Origin of the sequence: Pseudomonas sp. Tri1 (assembly GCF_017968885.1) — a bacterium.
Lineage (GTDB): Bacteria > Pseudomonadota > Gammaproteobacteria > Pseudomonadales > Pseudomonadaceae > Aquipseudomonas.
In genome coordinates, this window is sequence record NZ_CP072913.1 from 3,015,755 (window position 1) to 3,038,019 (window position 22,265).

The 22,265-nt window shown below is 63.5% G+C and carries 1 protein-coding gene (cut by a window edge); it reads left to right on the plus strand.

What is annotated here, in order from left to right; translation table 11 throughout:
• A protein-coding gene (locus tag J9870_RS13225; protein ID WP_210644686.1) for a non-ribosomal peptide synthase/polyketide synthase crosses the window boundary here: on the plus strand, positions 1 to 22,265 show its 5' portion. Its footprint extends 6,826 nt past the window's final position; only the first 22,265 of its 29,091 coding nucleotides appear in the window; it begins with the start codon at positions 1 to 3; its stop codon lies beyond the right edge, outside the window.

A 22,265-nucleotide genomic window follows, 5' to 3' on the forward strand; every position in this document is an offset into this window, starting at 1 on the left:
ATGAATCAGTCCCTGCAGTTTTCGCAAACCTACCCCCTGACGGCCGCCCAGCGGGACATCTGGCTGGATCAGATGAGCAAGGGCGATTCACCTTTGTACAACATAGGAGGATATCTGCACATCGAGGGCGTTGTTGACCCCGAGCGCTTCCAACGGGCGTTCGACTTGTTAGTGCAGAAACACGACGCCCTGCGCACGGTATTGCTCTCAGGCACCGAGGCCGGTGGCGTACCCATGCAGATGCTGGTCGATACTCTGGCGGTGCAGGTTCCGGTGCATGATTTTTCTGATCGATCCGATCCAGAAGCAGCGGCACAGGCCTGGATACAGCAACGTATGGGGGTTGCGTTTCCACTGGACGGTGACCACCTGTTTCGCTTCGACCTGCTCAAACTCAACGACTCGTCGTTCTATTTCGCCGTCCAGGTCCATCACATCGTCCTGGATGGCTGGAGCATCGGTTTGATGTTCAAGGACCTCGGTGAGCTTTACAGCGCCCTGGAAAGTAACCAGTTGCCGGATTTGTCGGCGCCGTCCTACGTGGAGTTCATCCAGGACGATGCCCGCTATCGCCAATCCCCTCGCTTTGTTCGTGAACAACAATACTGGCTGGAAAAATACCAGGATGTTCCATCGCCATTATTCGTCGCGCGTGATCGCGATCATTACCCCAAGGGCATGGCGCCCAGCCGCCATGCCCTATGGCGCTATCCTCAAACGCTGAACGAACGGATCGACGTCCTGGCGCAATTGCATCAGTCGTCACGCTCTGCTGTGCTGCTTGCCGCGCTGTATGTCTATTTTTCCCGCACCACCCAGCGCGAAGAGCTGGTGATCGGCCTGCCGGTCCTGAACCGCTCCAACGCGACCTTCAAGAAGACCATGGGGTTGTTCACTCAGGTGAGCGCCGTGCGGTTGCGGTTCAGCGCCGACTTGTCATTCGGTGAGCTGGTCCACGAAGTGGCGCGCACCCTCAAACAGGACTATCGCCACCAGCGCTTCCCCCTGAGCGATATGAACCGTTCGCTGGAGCTGCTGCAGGGCAATCGCGCGCAGTTGTTCGATATATCGTTCTCCTATGAATTGGACGATCACCAGTTCATGTTCGGGCAGGCCCCGGCCCGTTCGGTGAAATGCTCGAACGGCCATGAACAGATGCCGTTGGCCATCCACGTGCGGAGCAACCCGCACGACGATAACGCCTGGCTGCACTGGATCTACAACGCAGCCTTTTTCCAGGACGGTGAAATCGAGGCGATGGCCGAGCGCTTCATGCAGGTGTTGGAGCAAGGCTTGAGCAATGACGCATTGCCGATCCGCGAGTTTGTGCTGCCGACGCCGGCCGAAGCCCGTCAGCTTCAGGCCTGGAACGCCAACGATGGGCAGCACTATGAGCATGACCGCACGATCCACGGCCTGTTCGAAGTGCAAGCGGCCGCGCAACCCGATGCGCTGGCGGTGGTATACGAAGACCGGGCATTGACCTACGGTGAGCTCAATGCCCGGGCGAACCAGGTTGCTCATCGCCTGCTGGCGTTGGGTGTTCGCCCGGATGACCGGGTGGCGATCTGTGTCGAGCGTGGCCTGGACATGATCGTCGGCCTGCTGGGTATCCTGAAGTCCGGCGCCGGTTACGTGCCGCTGGACCCGGCCTATCCCCCAGAGCGCCTGGCCTTCATGCTCGAGGACAGCTCCCCGGTGGCGTTGCTCACTCAGTCGGCGCTGGAGGTGCAACTGCCGGCGCTGTCTGCCCCGGTGTTATGGCTCGATCAGCCTGACAGCGCAGGCATCGCCCCACAGCCGGCGCACAACCCTGACGTCGCGACGTTGGCGTCGCATCACTTGGCTTATGTGATCTACACCTCCGGTTCCACCGGGTTGCCCAAGGGCGTGATGGTCGAACACCGCAACGTCGCGCGGCTGTTCTCGGCGACCCAGCCGTGGTTCGAGTTCGGTCCGCAGGATGTGTGGGCGCTGTTCCATTCCTTCGCGTTCGACTTCTCGGTCTGGGAGATCTGGGGGGCGTTGATCCATGGTGGCCGCCTGTTGGTGGTACCGCAGTTGGTCAGCCGTTCCCCGCAAGACTGCTACGCGCTGTTGTGCGAGGCCGGGGTTACGGTGTTGAACCAGACGCCGAGTGCCTTCCGGCAGTTGATCGCGGCCCAGGGCGAAAGCGATCTGCGTCACAGCCTGCGCCAGGTGATCTTTGGTGGCGAAGCGCTGGAAACCGGCATTCTCAAACCGTGGTATGCCCGTGTGGCCAACGCCGGGACACAGTTGGTGAACATGTACGGCATCACCGAGACGACGGTGCACGTAACCTATCGTCCGCTTGAAGCGGCGGACGCGCAGTTGATCGGGGTCAGTCCGATCGGCAAGCGAATTCCTGATTTGCGCCTGTACCTGCTCGACCCGTACGGCCAACCGGTGCCGGTGGGCGTGGAAGGTGAGTTGTATGTCGCTGGCGCGGGGGTGGCGCGGGGCTACCTGAACAGGCCAGAACTCAATGACACCCGCTTCCTCGCCGATCCGTTCGACAGCGCCGCCGGGGCGCGCATGTATCGCACCGGTGATCTGGGCCGCTGGTTGCGCAGCGGTGAGCTGCAATACCTGGGGCGTAACGACGAGCAGGTGAAAATTCGCGGCTTCCGTATCGAGCTTGGCGAGATCGAGGCGAAGCTGACGGCGTGCGAAGGTGTACGTGAAGTGGTGGTCGTCGCCCGTGAAGACGTGCTGGGCGATCAACGTCTGGTGGCCTATCTGATCGCCGATGAAGGCGTACGGCTGTCGGTGGTCGAACTGCGTTCAACCCTGCTGGGTTCGTTGGCGGATTACATGGTGCCCAGTGCCTTCGTGGTCCTTGAACGGTTCCCGCTGACCACCAATGGCAAGCTTGATCGCAAGGCACTGCCAGCGCCCGATGCAGAGGCTTATGCCCATCGCGTGTTCGAAGCGCCGGTAGGTGACGTGGAAATCACCCTGGCCGAGCTCTGGACTGAACTTCTCGGTGTCGAGCGGGTGGGGCGCCATGACCGGTTCTTCGAACTGGGCGGTCATTCGCTGCTGGCGGTCAAACTGATCGAACGCATGCGCCAGGTCAATCTGGACACTGATGTGCGGGTGCTGTTCGGCCAGCCAACCCTGGCGACACTGGCGGCCGTCACGGGGACCAGCGGCGTCAACGTCGTACCGGACAACGCCATTGCCCACGATGCCGAGCGCATCACGCCGGACATGCTGCCACTGGCAACGCTGACCCAGGACGAGATCGACCGTATTGTCGCGGCGGTGCCGGGCGGGGTGAGCAACGTACAGGACATCTACGCGCTGGTGCCATTGCAGGAAGGCATCCTGTATCACCACCTGGCGACGACCCAGGGCGATCCCTATCTGCTGCAAGCACTGTTGCGCGTGGGCAGTCGCGCACAGTTGGATGCGTTCGTGCAAGCCTTGCAGGCGGTGATCGAGCGGCATGACATCCTGCGTACGTCAGTGATGTGGGAAGAACTGGGCGAGCCGGTCCAAGTGGTCTGGCGCCAGGCCCGGCTGGGGGTGGAAGAACTTGCCCTGGATGCGGCCGCAGGCGACATTGCCGAGCAGTTGCAGGCCCGCTTCGACCCTCGCCATACCCGCTTCGACCTGCGTCAGGCACCGATGATGCGCATCCACGTGGCAGAGGACCTCGCCAACGGCAGTTGGGTCGCGGTATTGCTGTTCCATCACTTGATCGATGACGCCACTTCCCTGGGCATGCTGGGCAAGGAAATCGAGGCACACCTGGAAAACCGTTCGGGTGAACTGCCCAGGTCCGTGCCTTATCGCAACTATGTGGCGCAGGTCCGCTTGGACAGCGACCCTGGCCAACATGAAGCGTTCTTCAGCGAAATGCTCGGGGACGTGGACGAGCCGACGCTGCCGTTCGGCTTGCAGGATGTGCAGGGTGACGGCACCGGTATCGAAGAGGCTTCGCTACAGCTGGCTGCCGACTTGACCCAGCGCCTGCGCGCCCAGGCACGGCGTCTCGGGGTCAGCACGGCGAGCCTGCATCATTTGGCCTGGGGCCAAGTGGTGGGGCGTTTGTCCGGTCGTCAGGATGTGGTGTTCGGTACGGTGTTGATGGGCCGCTTGCACAGCGGCCAGGACGAAGGACACGCCCTGGGCATGTTCGTCAACACGCTACCGCTGCGCGTCGAGGCTGGGAGCCAGGGCGTACTGGCTGCTCTCAAGACCACCCACGAGCGCCTGGCGGCACTGCTGGGTCATGAACATGCGCCGTTATCCCTGGCGCAGCGCTGCAGCGGGGTCGCCGCGCCGACGCCCCTGTTCAGCGCATTGCTGAACTACCGGCAAACCGCAGTGGCCGCGCAGGCACCCAAGGACGCCGGCCTGGCGCGAACCTGGGCCGGTGTCGAGATCCTGGGCGGCGAGGAGCGGACCAACTACCCGCTGTCGCTGTCGATAGACGACCTGGGCGAGTCGTTCGGGCTGACGGTGCAAGCCGTGGCCGGCATTGGCGCGCAGCGCGTCTGCGGCTATATGAATACGGTGCTCGAAGCATTGGCCGATGCGCTCGATCAGGCGGTCGACACACCGCTGCATGGCCTGGATATTGTCCCCGCCAATGAGCGTCGGCAATTGATCGAGGACTTCAATGCCTTCGATACGGCCTATCCGGCGGGAATGCTGATTCATCAGTTGTTCGAAGCCCAGGCCCAGGCCCGGCCGGAAGCTGTCGCGCTGACGTATCAGGACTTGCGCCTGAGCTACGGTGAGCTGAATCGGCTGGCGAACCAGATTGCCCATCGCCTGATCGAGCTGGGGATCGGTGCCGATGATCGCGTGGCAATCTGTGTGGACCGCAGCCTGGAAATGGTCGCGGGGCTGCTGGGGATTCTCAAGGCGGGTGCCGGTTATGTACCGCTGGACCCGGCCTATCCGAGCGAGCGCCTGGCCTACATGCTGGACGACAGCGCGCCCAAGGTGCTGCTGACCCAGCGCGATTTGCAGGCACGTTTCCCGCAACCGAGCATGCCGGTGTTGTTGCTCGACGCCGAGGAGCGCGATGCCGCCGGTATCAGCGCCCAGCCGCAAACCCCTCCGCACGTGAGCGGCCTGAGCCCCGACAGCCTGGCGTATGTCATCTATACCTCCGGTTCTACTGGCCAGCCCAAGGGCGTGGCCATGCCGCATCGGGCCCTGGTCAATCTGATGCAGTGGCAAATCGCACAGGCCCAGCAGCAGGGCCGCGCGGCTGCACGCACCTTGCAGTTCGCGGCCCTGGGCTTTGACGTTGCCTTCCAGGAGATCTTCAGCACCCTGTGCGCCGGTGGCGAATTGTCGTTGATCCATGCCGATATCCGGTTGAATTTCCATCGTCTGTTCCAGCATATCCGCGAGCAGCGCATCGAACGGCTCTACCTGCCGTGTGTCGCCCTGCAGGCATTGGCCGAGGCGGTGCTGGGCGATGGCGAGAGCGGTCCGTTGGCCTGCCCGCTGCGGGACGTCATCACCGCGGGCGAGCAACTGCGCATCACGCCACAGATCCGTGGCTTTTTCGCCCGCCTGGACGGCTGCCGCCTGCACAACCACTACGGCCCGACCGAATCCCACGTCGCCACCGCGCTGACCTTGCCGGACGATGTCGCCGCCTGGCCAACGCTGCCGGCCATCGGGTATCCGGTGGCCAACACGCGCATCTATCTGCTGGATGAACACCTGCGTCCGGTTCCAGCCGGCGTGGCTGGCGAGCTCCACATCGGCGGCGTGTGCGTTGCCCGTGGCTACCTGAACCGCGACGACCTCAGTGCCGAACGTTTCATCCGCGATCCCTTCGCGGCGGATGGCCAGGCACGCCTGTACAAGACCGGTGACCTGGGGCGCTACCAGCCCGACGGCTGCATTGAATACCTGGGACGTAATGACGACCAGATCAAGATCCGCGGCTTCCGCGTCGAGCTGGGGGAAGTCGAGGCCAGGCTTTGTCAGCAGGCCGGGATCAAAGAGGCGGCGGTCATCGCCCGCGAAGACAGCCCTGGCGACAAACGCCTGGTGGCGTACTTCACGCCTGCGATCGCGGACCTGTGGCCCGATGCCGATGCGCTGCGCGCGCACCTGCAGGCGCTCTTGCCGGACTACATGGTCCCGGCGGCCTATGTGCGCCTGGAAAAACTGCCCCTGTCACCCAATGGCAAGCTGGACCGACGGGCGCTGCCAGCGCCCGAGGCGGACGCCTTTGCCAGCCGTGCCTATGAAGCACCAATGGGCGAGGTGGAAACCGTGCTGGCCCGGCTGTGGACCGAGGTCCTGGGCGTGGAGCGGGTGGGGCGCCATGACCATTTCTTCGAGCTGGGCGGGCATTCGCTGCTGGCCGTGAAACTGATCGAACGCATGCGCCAGGCCGGCCTGAGTGCCGATGTGCGTGTGTTGTTCGGTCAACCGACCCTGGCCGCCCTGGCTGCGGCGGTGGGCGGTCGCGCTGACATCGTGGTGCCGGCCAATGCCATCAGCGCAGGTTGCCAGCGGATCACGCCGGCCATGCTGCCGCTGGTGTCGCTGGATCAGCCAACCATCGACCGGATTGTCGCCACGGTGCCCGGCGGGGTCGCTAATGTGCAGGACATCTACCCGCTGGCCCCGCTGCAAGAGGGGATTCTCTACCACCATATTGCCGCGCAAGCGGGCGACCCGTACCTGTTGCAAGCCGTGTTTGCCCTGGACAGCCGTGCCCAGCTCGATGGGTTCGTCCAGGCCTTGCAGGCGGTCATCGACCGGCACGACATCCTCCGGACCGCCGTGCTCTGGGAAGGCTTCGACCAGCCCTTGCAAGTGGTCCTGCGCCGTACCGAACTGCAACTCGAAGAACCGCTGTTGGACCCGGCACAAGGCGATGTCGCCGCGCAACTACAAGCGCTTTTCGACCCTCGGCACTGTCGCCTGGACCTGGGCAAGGCGCCACTGATGCGCCTGGCGTGCGCCTGGGACCGCGTCCAGCAGCGCTGGGTCGCGATCCTGCTGTTCCACCACATCGCCCTGGACCATACGGCACTGGACGTGATGCAGGAGGAAATGCTGGCGTGCCTCAACGGTGAGGCCGAGCGCCTGGACGCTGCCATGCCGTACCGCAATTATGTGGCGCAGACCCTGCTGGGCGTCAGCCGCGAGCAACATGAAGGCTTCTTCCGCGACATGCTCGGCGATGTCGAGGAGCCGACGCTGCCGTTCGGGCTGCGTGAAGTACAGGGCGACGGCCGGGGTATCGAAGAGGTCAAGCTGAACCTCGATGCCACATTGAGCCTGCGCCTGCGGCGACAGGCGCGCCTGCTGGGCGTGAGCCCGGCGGCCTTGCATCACTTGGCGTGGGCCAGGGTATTGGGGCGCTTGTCCGGTCGTGAAGACGTGGTCTTCGGCACCGTGTTGTTGGGCCGCATGCAGAGCGGCGAGGGCTCGGACCGCGCGCTGGGCATGTTCATCAATACCTTGCCGCTGCGAGTGAAAGTGGGCGCCGAGGATGTATGTTCGGGCGTCAAGGCGACCCATGAGCGACTGACCGCGTTGCTCGGTCATGAACACGCCTCGCTGGCACTGGCCCAGCGCTGCAGCGGCGTGCCGGCTTCGTTGCCGCTGTTCAGCGCCTTGTTGAACTACCGCCACAGCCCGCTCCAGGATAACGACGGCATCGAACGTTGGGCGGGTGCGCAAGTGCTGGCGGTCATGGAGCGGACCAATTATCCGTGCATGTTGTCGGTCGATGATCAGGGCGAAGGGTTCCTGTTGAGCGTGCAGACCGCTGGCGCGGTCGATGCCCGGCAGGTTGGCGCCTACATGGAGACAGCCCTCGCGAGCTTGGTGGAGGCGCTGGAGTTCGCGCCCCAATCGTTTGTCAATGATCTGGACATCCTGCCTGACGGCGAGCGTTCGCAGTTGTTGCGCGATTTCAACGCCACCGAGGCCGATTACCCACAGCAGCAGACCATTCATGGTTTGTTCGAGGAGCAGGTGCAGCGTACGCCGGATGCCGTGGCGGTGGTCCGTGGCGAGCAACACCTGACTTATCGCGAGTTGAACGAACGGGCTAACCGCTTGGCGCATTACCTGCGCACGCAAGGGGTGAAACCCGATTCGCGGGTGGCGATCTGTGTCGAGCGTGGTATCTACATGGTTGTAGGGCTGCTCGCCATCCTCAAGGCCGGCGGCGGTTATGTGCCGCTGGATCCGGCCTATCCGCTGGACCGCATCGCCTACATGCTCGAAGACAGTGCGCCAGCAGCGGTATTGGCCCAGACCCCGACTGTTGAACTGCTGGCCGGCGCTTCGATGCCAGTGATCAATCTGGACAGTGGGCTGTGGCAGGACGAGTCCGTCCGGAATCCGGTGGTCGCCGAGCTGACTTCAGCGCATCTGGCCTATGTCATCTACACCTCCGGTTCGACCGGCCTGCCTAAAGGCGTGATGATCGAACACCGCAACACAGTGAACTTCCTGACCTGGGCGCATCGTTCGTTCGATTCGCAGACCTTGGCGAAAACCTTGTTCTCGACCTCGTTGAACTTCGACCTGGCGGTCTACGAGTGCTTCGCGCCGCTGACGTCTGGCGGCAGCATCGAAGTCGTGACTAATGTGCTGGAACTGCAACAGGGTGAGCACGACATCACCCTGATCAACACCGTGCCTTCGGCGCTCAAGGCGTTGCTGGAGTCGGGCGGTGTAGGCGAGGGTGTCGACACGGTCAACGTCGCCGGTGAAGCGCTCAAGCGCAGTCTGGTGGAAAGCCTGTTCGAACAGACCCAAGTCAAGCGCCTGTGCAACCTCTATGGCCCTTCGGAAACCACGACTTACTCCAGTTGGGTGTCGATGGCCCGCGAAGAGGGTTTCGCTGCACACATCGGGAAACCGGTCGCTAACACCCAGTTCTACTTGCTCGATGAACACCAACAACCCGTGCCGTTGGGTGTGCCGGGTGAAATCTACATCGGCGGGGCTGGGGTCGCTCGTGGGTATCTCAATCGCGATGACCTCACCGCTGAACGCTTCCTCAAGGACCCGTTCAGCACCACACCAAATGCCCGGATGTACAAGACCGGTGACCTGGGGCGCTACCTGGCGGATGGCAACATCGAATACCTGGGGCGCAATGACGATCAGGTCAAGATTCGTGGTTTCCGCATCGAACTCGGCGAGATCGAAGCCAAGCTCGCCCAGGCTACTGCCATCAAGGAAACCGTGGTCCTGGCCCGTGAAGACGTGCCGGGTGACAAGCGCCTGGTGGCTTATTTCACCCAGCACTCGCCAGATCAAGCACTGGACATCGAAACCCTGCGCACGCACTTGCAAGCGCAACTCCCGGATTACATGGTCCCGATGGCCTACGTCCGACTGGACGCGCTGCCACTGACCCCCAACGGCAAGCTCGACCGCAAGGCGCTGCCGGCACCGGATCTCGATGCCGTCATATCCCGTGGCTACGAAACTCCGCAAGGCGAAACCGAAACCGTCCTGGCGCAAATCTGGCAGGACCTGCTGGGGCTGGAGCAAGTCGGTCGACACGACCACTTCTTCGAGCTGGGCGGGCATTCGCTGTTGGCGGTCAGCCTGATCGAGCGGATGCGCCAGGCCGGTTTGAGCACTGACGTGCGCGTGCTGTTCAATCAACCGACGCTGGCCGCGCTGGCGGCAGCCGTTGGTCATGACGGCAACGAAATCGACGTCCCGGCCAACCTGATTCCGCTCGGTTGCACCCACATAACCCCGGCAATGCTGCCGCTGGCCGCGTTGAGCCAGGACGCCATCGACCGCATCGTGGCGACCGTGCCGGGCGGGGCGGGCAATGTGCAGGACATCTATCCGCTGGCGCCCTTGCAGGAAGGCATTCTCTATCATCACCTGACCGCCGAGCAGGGCGATCCGTATGTCTTGCAGGCACAATTTGCCTTTGACAACCGCGAACGCCTCGACGCTTTCACCCAGGCCCTGCAGGGCGTGATCGATCGCCACGACATCCTGCGAACCGCCATGGCCTGGGAAGGCCTGGACGAGCCGGTGCAGGTGGTCTGGCGCACGGCATCGCTGGGTGTCGAGCAAGTGGCCCTGGGCGCTGGGGACGGTGACATTGCCAGCCGGCTGAAGGCGCGCTTCGACGCGGGGCAATATCGCCTGGACATCCGCCAGGCGCCATTGATGTGCATCCGGTTTGCCGAGGATGTACTCAACCAACGTTGGGTGGCGACCCTGCTGTTCCATCACATGGCGCTCGACCATACGGCGCTGGAGGTGGTGCGGCACGAGATGCAGGCGCACCTGCTGGGCCAGGCCGGCCAATTGGGTGAGGCGGTGCCGTATCGCAACTACGTGGCCCAGGCCTGCCTGGGTGTGAGTCGCGAAGCACACGAGGCGTTTTTCCGTGAAATGCTCGGTACCATCGACGAGCCGACGCTGCCGTTCGGCCTGCAGGATGTGCGCGGCGATGGCAGCCTTGTCGAGGAAGCCCGACAGGGTCTCGCGACGGATTTGAGTCGACGCCTGCGTACCCAGGCCCGCCGCTTGGGCGTGAGCGCGGCCGCCTTGCATCACCTGGCCTGGGCCCAGGTGCTGGGCCGGGTGTCAGGGCGCGAAGAGGTGGTGTTCGGCACGGTACTGATGGGGCGGATGCAGGGCGGCGAAGGTGCCGACCGGGCATTGGGGATGTTCATCAACACCTTGCCGATTGGCGTGCAGGTCGGTGCGCAAAGCGTGCGCGACGGCGTCCTGGCGACCCACGCACGGCTGACCGGCCTGTTGGGCCATGAGCATGCCTCGCTGGCGTTGGCCCAGCGTTGCAGTGGCGTCATGGCACCGACGCCGTTGTTCAGCGCGTTGCTCAATTACCGGCATTCGGTCGCCGCGCCCATCGCGCTGCAAACCTCGTCCGCCTGGCAAGGCATCGAGGCACTGGGGGGCGAAGAGCGCACCAATTATCCGCTGACAATGAGCGTCGATGACCTGGGTGAAGATTTCAGCCTGACGGCGTTGGTCGAATCCAGGATCGGTGCCCAACGTGTCTGTGGCTATATGCAAGTGGCGCTGGAAAACCTGGTCGATGCGCTGGAACATGCGCCACAGACGCCGTTGCACAGCCTGGCGATCTTGCCGCTGGCCGAACGCAAGCAATTGCTTGAAATCTGGAATGCGACTGGTGCGACCTATACCCATGACCCGCTGATCCATAGGCAGTTCGAAGCCCAGGCCGCGGCGCATCCGCAAGCGGTGGCGGTGGTGTATGCAGACCAGGCACTGACCTACTGCGAACTCAACGCCCGGGCGAACCAGGTCGCGCATCGCCTGTTGGCTTTGGGCGTCTGCCCGGACGACCGAGTGGCGATCTGTGTCGAGCGTAGCCTGGAAATGATCGTCGGCCTGTTGGGCGTGCTGAAAGCCGGGGCCGGTTATGTGCCCGTAGACCCGGCCTACCCGGCGGAACGTATCGGCTACCTGTTGCAGGACAGTGCACCGGTCGCGGTGTTGGCGCAGACCATCACCCGCGGTTTACTGGCCGTCGGCTCGGCGCCGGTCATCGATCTCGATAGCGGCGATTGGCAGGACGAATCCGTCTCCAACCCCGAGGTGCCGGGGCTCGAAGCCAGCCATCTGGCGTATGTGATCTACACGTCCGGTTCGACCGGTCTGCCCAAGGGCGTGATGGTCGAGCATCGCAACCTCAGCAACCTGGTGGGCTGGCATTGCCAGGCCTTCGATGTGAAGCGCGGCAGCCGCACGTCCAGTGTCGCTGGTTTCGGTTTCGATGCGGCGGCCTGGGAGATCTGGCCTTCGTTGTGTGCGGGGGCGACGTTGCTGTTGCCGCCGGCCCATGCGGGCAGCGAGGACGTCGGCGCGCTGCTCGACTGGTGGCAGGCCCAGGCGCTGGACGTGTGCTTCCTGCCCACGCCCATTGCCGAATACGCATTTGGCCGCGATATGGCCCACGATCAACTGCGCACCTTGCTGATTGGCGGCGACCGCCTGCGCAAACTACCGGCCGATCTGCCTTTCGAACTGATCAACAACTACGGCCCTACGGAAGCGACGGTGGTGGCTACCTCGGGGCGGATCGATGCCTCGCAGGCGGTGTTGCATATTGGCAGACCGGTGGCCAACACCCAGGTCTACTTGCTCGATGCCCACCTGCAGCCGGTTCCGGTCGGCGTGGCGGGTGAGTTGTATATCGGTGGCGCCGGCGTTGCCCGGGGCTATTTGAACCGTGCGCAGTTGACCGCCGAGCGGTTTGTGAAAAACCCGTTCAGCACCGTGCAGGACGCGCGGATGTACCGCACCGGTGACCTGGCGCGCTACTTGCCGGATGGCAATATCGACTACCTGGGGCGCAACGACAGCCAACTGAAGATCCGTGGCCTGCGCATCGAACTGGGTGAAATCGAGGCCAGGCTTGGCGCGTGCCCCGGTGTGCGGGAAGCTGTTGTCGTCGCGGTGGGAGAGGCCCCGGATGACCAGCGCCTGGTGGCGTACTACACGGCGCACGACAGCCTGGATCAAGCGTTGACGGCCGAGCGCCTGCGCGAACAATTGCAAGTGCATTTGCCCAGCCACATGGTGCCTGCGGCCTATATGCGCCTGGACGCCTTGCCCCTGACCCCGAACGGTAAGCTCGACCGCCGGGCCCTGCCTGTCCCGGACAGCGAGGCCTATTCGGGCCGCGGTTACGAAGCCCCGCAAGGTGAGGTCGAAACGGCACTGGCGCGGATCTGGTCCGAGCTGCTCAAGGTTGAGCGGGTCGGCCGGCATGACCACTTCTTCGAGCTGGGCGGGCATTCGCTGCTGGCGGTCAGCCTGATCGAGCGGATGCGCCAGGCCGGGCTGAGCGCCGACGTCGGCGTGCTGTTCAGCCAGTCCACCCTGGCGGCGTTGGCGGCGGCAGTCGGCAGTGGCCGCGAGGTCCGTGTCCCGGCGAATCTGATTCCATTGAATTGCGAATACATCACGGCGGACATGCTGCCGATGGTCGATCTGGACCAGGACGCCATCGACCGGATCGCCTCGACGGTACCGGGCGGCGCCGGCAACGTGCAGGATATCTATCCGCTGGCGCCCCTGCAGGAAGGTATTCTTTACCATCACCTGGCCGCCGAACGCGGCGACCCCTATGTGCTCCAGACGCAGTTCGCCTTCGACAACCGTGGGCTCCTGGAAGACTTTTCCCAAGCCCTGCAAAAGGTCATCGACCGTCATGACATTCTGCGCACGTCGGTGTTGTGGGAAGGGCTCGAACAACCGGTGCAAGTGGTCTGGCGCAAGGCGCTGCTGATTCAGCAAGAGGCGATCCTGGACCCGGCCGACGGAGACGTTGCGGCGCAGTTGCATGAGCGTTTCGATTCGCGGCAGAACCGCCTGGAGATTACCCGGGCACCGATGCTGCGCCTGGTTTATGCCCACGATGCCAGTCACGATCGTTGGCTGGCGATGCTGCTGTTCCACCACATGGCCCTGGACCACACCGCGCTGGAGGTGGTGCAACAGGAAATGCAGGCGTATCTGCTGGGGCAGGCTGATCAGTTGGGCGTCGCGATGCCGTATCGCAATTATGTGGCTCAGGCCCGTTTGGGTGTGAGCGCTGAAGCCCATGAACGGTTCTTCCGCGACATGCTCGGTGACGTCGACGAGCCAACGCTGCCGTTCGGCTTGCAGGATGTGCAAGGCGATGGCAGCGACATCGAGGAAGCCCGCCATGAGGTGGAAGCCGACCTCGGTCGTCGGTTGCGGGCCCAGGCGCGTCAGCTCGGGGTGAGCGCGGCGAGCTTGTATCACCTGGCCTGGGCCCAGGTGCTGGGCCGGGTCTCGGGTCGCGAAGACGTGGTGTTCGGTACGGTCCTGCTGGGCCGGATGCAGGGCGGCGAGGGTGCCGATCGGGCACTGGGGATGTTCATCAATACCTTGCCGCTGCGAGTGAGTGTCGGGCAAACCGGCGTTCGCGCCGGTGTGAAAGCGACCCACGCTCGCCTGACCGCATTGCTCGGCCATGAACACGCCGCCTTGGCGCTGGCGCAACGCTGCAGCGGCGTAGAGGCGCCGACGCCGTTGTTCAGTGCCTTGCTCAACTACCGCCACACCGCCGTGTCGACCTCGGCCGAGGCGCTGTCGGCCTGGAACGGCATTCAGGTGCTGGGTGGCGAAGAGCGGACCAACTACCCATTGATGTTGTCGGTGGATGACCAGGGCGAGGCGTTCAGCTTTACCGTCATGACCCCGGCACGCATTGGCGCGCAGCGGCTTTGTGGTTATGTGCAGCACACGCTGGAGAATCTGGTCCGAATGCTGGAGCAGACGCCGGAGGCGCCGCTGCATCAGTTGGCGATCCTGCCGGCCTCGGAACGTGAGCAACTGCTGGTGACGTTCAACGCCACCGAAGCCGATTACCCGCAGCAGCAGACCATTCATGGGTTGTTCGAAGAGCAGGTGCAGCATACGCCGGATGCCGTTGCGGTGATCCGTGGCGAGCGACGCCTGAACTATCGCGAGTTGAACGAACGGGCCAACCGCTTGGCGCATTACCTGCGCACGCAAGGGGTGAAACCCGACTCGCGGGTGGCGATCTGTGTCGAGCGTGGTATCGACATGGTTGTAGGGCTGCTCGCCATCCTCAAGGCCGGCGGTGGTTATGTGCCGCTGGATCCGGCGTATCCGTTGGATCGGATTGCCTACATGCTCGAAGACAGCGCGCCAGCAGCGGTGTTGGCCCAGGACGCGACGGTCGAACTGCTGGCCGGCGCTTCGATGCCAGTGATCAATCTCGACAGTGGGCTGTGGCAGGACGAGTCCGTCCGGAATCCGATGGTCGCCGAGCTGACGTCCGCGCATCTGGCCTATGTCATCTACACCTCCGGTTCGACCGGTCTGCCTAAAGGCGTGATGATCGAACACCGCAACACAGTGAACTTCCTGACCTGGGCGCATCGTTCGTTCGATTCGCAGACCTTGGCGAAAACCTTGTTCTCGACCTCGTTGAACTTCGACCTGGCCGTCTACGAGTGCTTCGCGCCGCTGACCTGCGGCGGCAGCATCGAAGTCGTGACTAATGTGCTGGAACTGCAACAGGGCGAGCACGACATCACCCTGATCAACACCGTGCCTTCGGCGCTCAAGGCCTTGTTGGAGTCCGGTGGGTTGGGCGAGGGCGTCGACACGGTCAACGTCGCCGGCGAAGCACTCAAGCGCAGCCTGGTGGAAACGCTGTTCGAACAGACCCAGGTCAAGCGCCTGTGCAACCTCTACGGCCCGTCGGAAACCACGACTTACTCAAGCTGGGTGTCGATGGCTCGTGAGGACGGTTTTGCCGCACATATCGGCAAGCCGGTGGCGAATACCCAGTTCTACTTGCTGGATGAGCACCAACAACCGGTGCCATTGGGCGTGCCGGGTGAAATCTATATTGGCGGCGCCGGGGTGGCTCGCGGCTATCTCAACCGCGATGACCTGACTGCCGAACGTTTCCTCAAGGACCCGTTCAGCACCACGCCAAATGCCCGGATGTACAGGACCGGTGACCTCGGTCGCTACCTGGTGGATGGCAACATCGAATACCTGGGGCGCAATGACGATCAGGTGAAGATCCGCGGTTTCCGCATCGAACTGGGTGAGATCGAAGCCAAACTTGCTCGCCACGATGCGCTGAAAGAAACCGTGGTCCTGGCCCGTGAAGATGTACCGGGCGACAAGCGCCTGGTGGCCTATTTCACCCAGCACTCACCGGGTGAAGCAGTAGAAATAGAAACCCTGCGCACGCACCTGCAAGCACAACTGCCGGACTACATGGTGCCGGTGGCCTATGTGCACCTGGATACCTTACCGCTGACCCCCAACGGTAAACTCGACCGCAAGGCTCTGCCGGCGCCGGACCTCGACGCGCTGATCACCCGTGGCTACGAAGCCCCACAAGGCGAGGTCGAAGCCACCTTGGCGCAGATCTGGCAAGACTTGCTCAAGGTTGAGCGCGTGGGCCGTCACGATCACTTCTTCGAGCTGGGCGGGCATTCCCTGCTGGCGGTCAGCCTGATCGAGCGCATGCGTCAGGCCGGGTTGAGCGCTGATGTGCGCGTACTGTTCAATCAACCGACCCTGGCCGCGCTGGCGGCGGCAGTGGGGGGCGGCCGTGAAATCGATGTGCCGGTCAACGGCATTCCGTTCGGTTGCGAGCGAATCACGCCGGACATGCTGACGCTGACAAGCCTCGACCAGGACGCCATCGACCGCATCGTGGCGACGGTGCCGGGTGGTGCCCGCAACGTGCAAGAGATTTACCCGGTGGCACCGTTGCAGGAGGGCATTCTTTACCATCACCTGTCGGTTGAACAGGGCGATCCCTATGTCTTGCACGCGCAGTTTGCCTTTGACAGCCGCGAACGCCTCGACGCTTTCACCCAGGCCCTGCAAAGCGTCATCGACCGTCACGACATGCTGCGCACCGCCATTCTCTGGGAAGGTCTCGACGCGCCTCGACAAGTGGTCTGGCGTGAAGCGCGGCTGGGCCTTGAAGAACTGGTACTGGACCCGCAGGCCGGGGCGATCACCCAACAGCTGCAGGACCGTTTCGACACTCGGCACTATGCCCTGGACATGTCCCAGGCACCGCTGATGCGCTTGGCCTTTGCCCAGGACAAGCCCAACCAGCGCTGGGTGGCGATGCTGTTGTTCCATCACATCGCCCTCGATCATGCGGCGCTGAAAGTCGTACAGGCCGAGATGCAGGCGTACCTGCTGGGGCAGACCGATCAATTGGACGTCCCGGTACCGTATCGTAACTATGTGGCCCAGGCTCGCTTGGGTGGGGATCATGAAGCGCAGGAAGCGTTCTTCCGCGACATGCTTGGCGATGTCGACGAGCCCACGCTGCCATTCGGTTTGCAGCAGGTGCAGGAGGACATCGAGGATGCGAGCCTGATGCTCGACAGCGACTTGAGTCGCCGGCTGCGGCGCCTGGCACGCCAAGCGGGCGTGGGCGTCGCGAGCTTGCATCACTTGGCCTGGGCACAGGTTTTGGCGCAGGCGTCCGGCAAGCAGGACGTGGTGTTCGGTACCGTGCTGATGGGCCGGATGCAGGGCGGCCAGGGTGCTGACCGTGCGTTGGGCATGTTCATCAATACCTTGCCGCTTCGCGTGAGCGTTGGCGACCAGACCGTCAAGGTTGGTGTCAAGGCGGTCCACGGGCAATTGACCGCACTGTTGGGCCATGAGCACGCCTCGTTGGCACTGGCCCAGCGTTGCAGCGGCGTGGCCGCGCCGCTGCCGCTGTTCAGCGCCTTGTTGAACTACCGCAACTCCAGCGAGCAGGCCGATACCGAGGCGGCGCTGTCGGCCTGGCATGGCATCGAGACGTTGAGTGGCGAAGCGCGTACCAACTACCCCTTGACGCTGTGTGTCGACGACTTGGGTGAAGACTTCGCCCTGACCGTCCTGGCCACGAGTGGCGTCGGTGCGCAGCGGGTCTGTGCCTACATGGCGACCGCGCTGCAAAGCCTGGCCACGGCATTGGAATCCAACCCGGCATCGCGCTTGCAGACCCTGACGGTACTGCCGCAAGCCGAGCGTCAACAGGTACTGACCGACTTCAACGCCACGACCCGTCGCTATCCCCAGGACAGGACCGTCCATGGTCTGTTCGAGGCCCAGGCCAACGAGCGTCCGCAGGCCATTGCAGCCATACACAATACGCAAAGCCTGACCTACGCCGAGTTGAACCACCGGGCCAATCGTCTGGCCCGGTATCTGATCGGCCTCGGTGTACAACCGGGGGATCGCGTGGCGATTGCGCTGGAGCGTTCGCTCGAGCTGCTGGTCAGCCAACTGGCGATTCTCAAGTGCGCCGCCGCCTACGTGCCGCTGGACGTCAGCGCACCGCTGGAGCGTCAGCAGTTCATGGTGCAGGACAGCGGCGCGCAGGTCGTGCTGACGTTGAACACGGCGCTAGTGCCTGAAGCCTCGCGACGGGTGGACCTGGATACGGAGGTCTTCGATGAGGCCTCCGATAACCTCGACCTGACGCAAAGCGCCGAATCGGTGGCCTACATCATGTACACCTCCGGTTCCACCGGCACCCCGAAAGGCGTGCTGGTGCCGCACCGGGCGATCAACCGGTTGGTGATCAACAATGGCTACGCCGACTTCAACACCGAGGACCGGGTGGCATTCGCCTCCAACCCGGCGTTCGACGCCAGTACCCTCGACGTCTGGGCGCCGTTGCTCAACGGCGGCTGCGTGGTGGTGGTCGATCAGGACGTACTGCTGACGCAAGCGCGTTTTGCGGCGCTGCTGCAAGAGCAATCGGTCAGCGTGTTGTGGATGACTGCCGGCCTGTTCCACCAATACGCCAGTGGCTTGATGGCGGTGTTCAGCCAGTTGCGCTACCTGATCGTCGGCGGTGACGTACTCGACCCGGCGGTGATCGGCCGCGTCCTGAACGAAGGCGCACCGGCTCATCTGCTCAACGGCTACGGCCCGACCGAGGCCACCACCTTCACCACCACCCACGAAATCAAAACCGTGGGCGAGGGTGGAATCCCGATTGGCCGACCGATTGGCAACACCCGTGTCTATGTGTTGGATGCCAACCAGCAACCCGTGCCTATCGGCGTGGCCGGCGAGTTGTACATCGGTGGCGACGGCGTGGCGAAAGGGTATCTGAACCGCCCTGAACTGACCGCCGAGAAGTTCGTCGCCGATCCGTTCAATGCCGATCCCGGTGCCTTGCTCTACCGCACCGGCGACCTGGCCCGTTGGCGAGCGGACGGCACGGTGGATTACCTGGGGCGTAACGACGACCAGGTGAAGATCCGTGGTTTCCGTATCGAATTGGGCGAGATTGAAGCCCGGTTGAGCCTGCATGACGAGGTCAAGGAAGCGGTGGTGCTGGTGCGCGAAGACGCCCCGGGTGAGAAGCGCCTGGTGGCGTATTTCACGCCGCAGGCGCTGGACGTTGCGCCGCACATCGAAACCCTGCGTACTCACCTGCAGGGGCAATTGCCGGACTACATGATTCCGGTGGCCTATGTCCGCCTCGACTCACTGCCGCTGACTGCCAACGGCAAGCTCGACCGCCGTGCATTGCCGGCGCCGGATAGCGACGCCTACGTCAGCCGTGAATATGAAGCGCCCCAAGGTGAGGTCGAACAGCTATTGGCACAACTCTGGGCCGAGCTGCTCCGGGTTGACCAAGTGGGGCGCCACGACAATTTCTTCGAACTGGGCGGCCATTCGCTGTTGGCGGTCACGCTGATCGAACGCATGCGCCAGGTCGGCTTGAGCGCCGACGTGCGGGTGTTGTTCAGTCAGCCGACCCTGGCCGCATTGGGTGCGGCCATTGGCAGTGGCCGGGAGGTGACTGTCCCGGTGAACCGGATTGTCCCGGCCTGTGAACGGATCACCCCGGATATGCTCACGCTGATACAGCTTGATCAGGCGGCCATTGACCGGGTTGTGGCGACGGTGCCGGGAGGGGCGCCGAATGTACAGGACATCTACCCATTGGCGCCGCTGCAGGACGGCATTCTCTACCATCACCTGGCCGCCGATCAGGGCGATCCCTATGTGCTGAAAACCGTGTTCGAACTGCAAAGTCGCGACCGGTTGGCGGCGTTCGTGGACGCGCTGCAATACGTCATCGACCGGCACGACATCCTGCGCACCAGTGTGGTGTGGCAAGGCTTCGACGCGCCGATCCAAGTGGTGTGGCGCGAAGCGAAACTGCATCTGGAAGAGATCGCCCTGGACATTGCCGAGGGCGAGATCGCGGCGCAGTTGCAGGCGCGTTTCGACCCGCAGCACTACCGGCTGGACATCACCCAGGCCCCGCTGATGCGTCTGGTGTTTGCCGAAGACGCGGTCAACCAGCGCTGGGTGGCGGTGTTGTTGTTCCACCATATGGCCCTCGACCACACGGCGCTGGAGGTCGTACAGCAAGAGATGCAGGCGCACCTGCTGGGCCAGGCCGACCAACTGCCCGTGGCGATGCCGTACCGCAACTATGTGGCGCAAGCACGCCTGGGCGTGAGTCAACAAGAACACGAAGGTTTTTTCCGCGAAATGCTCGGCGATGTCGACGAGCCGACCTTGCCGTTCGGCTTGCAGGACGTGAGCGGTGACGGACAAGCCATCGAGCATGCCAGGCAAGTTGTCGAGGCCACTTTGAGCCAGCGGCTGCGGGCACAAGCCCGGCAGTTGGGCGTGAGTGCCGCCAGCCTGGTTCACCTGGCCTGGGCGCAGGTACTGGGGCGTGTGTCCGGCAAGGATGATGTGGTGTTCGGTACGGTCCTGCTGGGCCGGATGCAGGGCGGCGATGGCGCCGACCGGGCACTGGGTATGTTCATCAATACCCTGCCGTTGCGGGTTGAAGTGAATAGCCAAGGCGTGCGCGAGGCGGTGAAAGCCACTCACGCACGGCTGACCGGGCTATTGGGCCATGAACACGCCTCGCTGGCCTTGGCCCAGCGTTGCAGTGGCGTGGTTGCGCCGCTGCCGCTGTTCAGCGCGTTGCTCAATTATCGGCACAGCGCCAGCGCAGCGGCCGAGGTCTCCAATCAAGCCTTGGCCGCGTGGCAGGGCATCGAGTTCCTGAGCAACGAAGAGCAGACCAACTACCCACTGACTCTGTCGGTGGATGACCTGGGCGACGGTTTCATGTTGAGCGCCCTGGTGTTGCAAGGGATCGGTGCGGCGCGCATCTGCGGCTACATGCACACCGCCCTGGAAAGCCTGGTGCAAGCGCTTGAGCAGGCGCCCCAGACCCCACTCAACCGCCTGGAGATCCTGCCGCCGGCCGAGCGTCGGCAATTGCTGGTGGAGTTCAACGCCACTACTCGCAGCTATCCCCAGGACAGGACCGTCCATGGCCTGTTCGAAGCCCAGGCGCTGGCCCGTCCGCAGGCTATTGCAGCTGTGCACGACGCGTACAGCCTGAGCTACGCCGAGTTGAACCGTCGGGCCAATCGCCTGGCCCGGCATCTGATCGGCCTCGGTGTACAACCGGGGGATCGGGTGGCGATTGCGCTGGAGCGTTCGCTCGAGCTGCTGGTCAGCCAACTGGCGATTCTCAAGTGCGCTGCCGCCTACGTACCGCTGGATGTCAGTGCACCGCTGGAGCGTCAGCAGTTCATGGTGCAGGACAGCGGCGCGCAGGTCGTGCTGACGTTGAGCACGGCGCTAGTGCCTGAAGCCTCGCGACGGGTGGACCTGGATACGGAGGGCTTCAATGAGGCCTCCGATAACCTCGACCTGACGCAAAGCGCCGAATCGGTGGCTTACATCATGTACACCTCCGGTTCCACCGGCACTCCGAAAGGTGTGCTGGTGCCGCACCGGGCGATCAACCGGTTGGTGATCAACAATGGCTACGCCGACTTCAACACCGAGGACCGCGTCGCGTTTGCCTCCAACCCGGCGTTCGACGCCAGTACCCTCGACGTCTGGGCGCCGTTGCTCAATGGCGGCTGCGTGGTGGTGATCGATCAGGACGTGTTGCTGACACAAGAACGTTTTGCGGCGCTGCTGCAAGAGCAATCGGTCAGCGTGTTGTGGATGACCGCCGGCCTGTTCCATCAATACGCCGCCGGGCTGATGCCGGTGTTCGCCCAGTTGCGCTACCTGATCGTCGGCGGCGATGTGCTCGATCCAGCAGTGATCGGCCGCGTCCTGAAGGAAGGCGCGCCGCTGCACCTGCTCAACGGTTACGGCCCGACCGAGGCCACCACCTTCACCACCACCCACGAAATCAAAACCATGGGCGAGGGCGGGATTCCGATTGGTCGTCCGATTGGCAACACCCGTGTCTATGTGCTGGATGCCAATTGTCAGCCAGTGCCTATCGGTGTCGCGGGCGAGCTGTACATCGGTGGCGACGGTGTGGCAAAGGGGTATCTGAACCGCCCTGAACTGACCGCCGAGAAGTTCGTCGCCGATCCGTTCAGCGTGGACCCAGGCGCCTTGCTTTACCGCACTGGCGACCTGGCGCGCTGGCGAGCAGACGGCACGGTGGATTACCTGGGGCGTAACGACGACCAAGTGAAGATCCGCGGTTTCCGTATCGAACTGGGCGAGATCGAGGCCCGTTTGGGCCAGTGCCCTGGCGTGAAAGACGCGGTGGTGCTGGCGCGACAAGACGATGCCGGGCCGAAACGCCTGGTGGCTTACGTGATCCCGGAGTCGGGTTTCACCCTGTCAGTGCAGGATCTGCGCGCATCGCTGGCCGCATCACTGGCTGATTACATGCTGCCCAGCGCCTTCGTGGTGTTGCC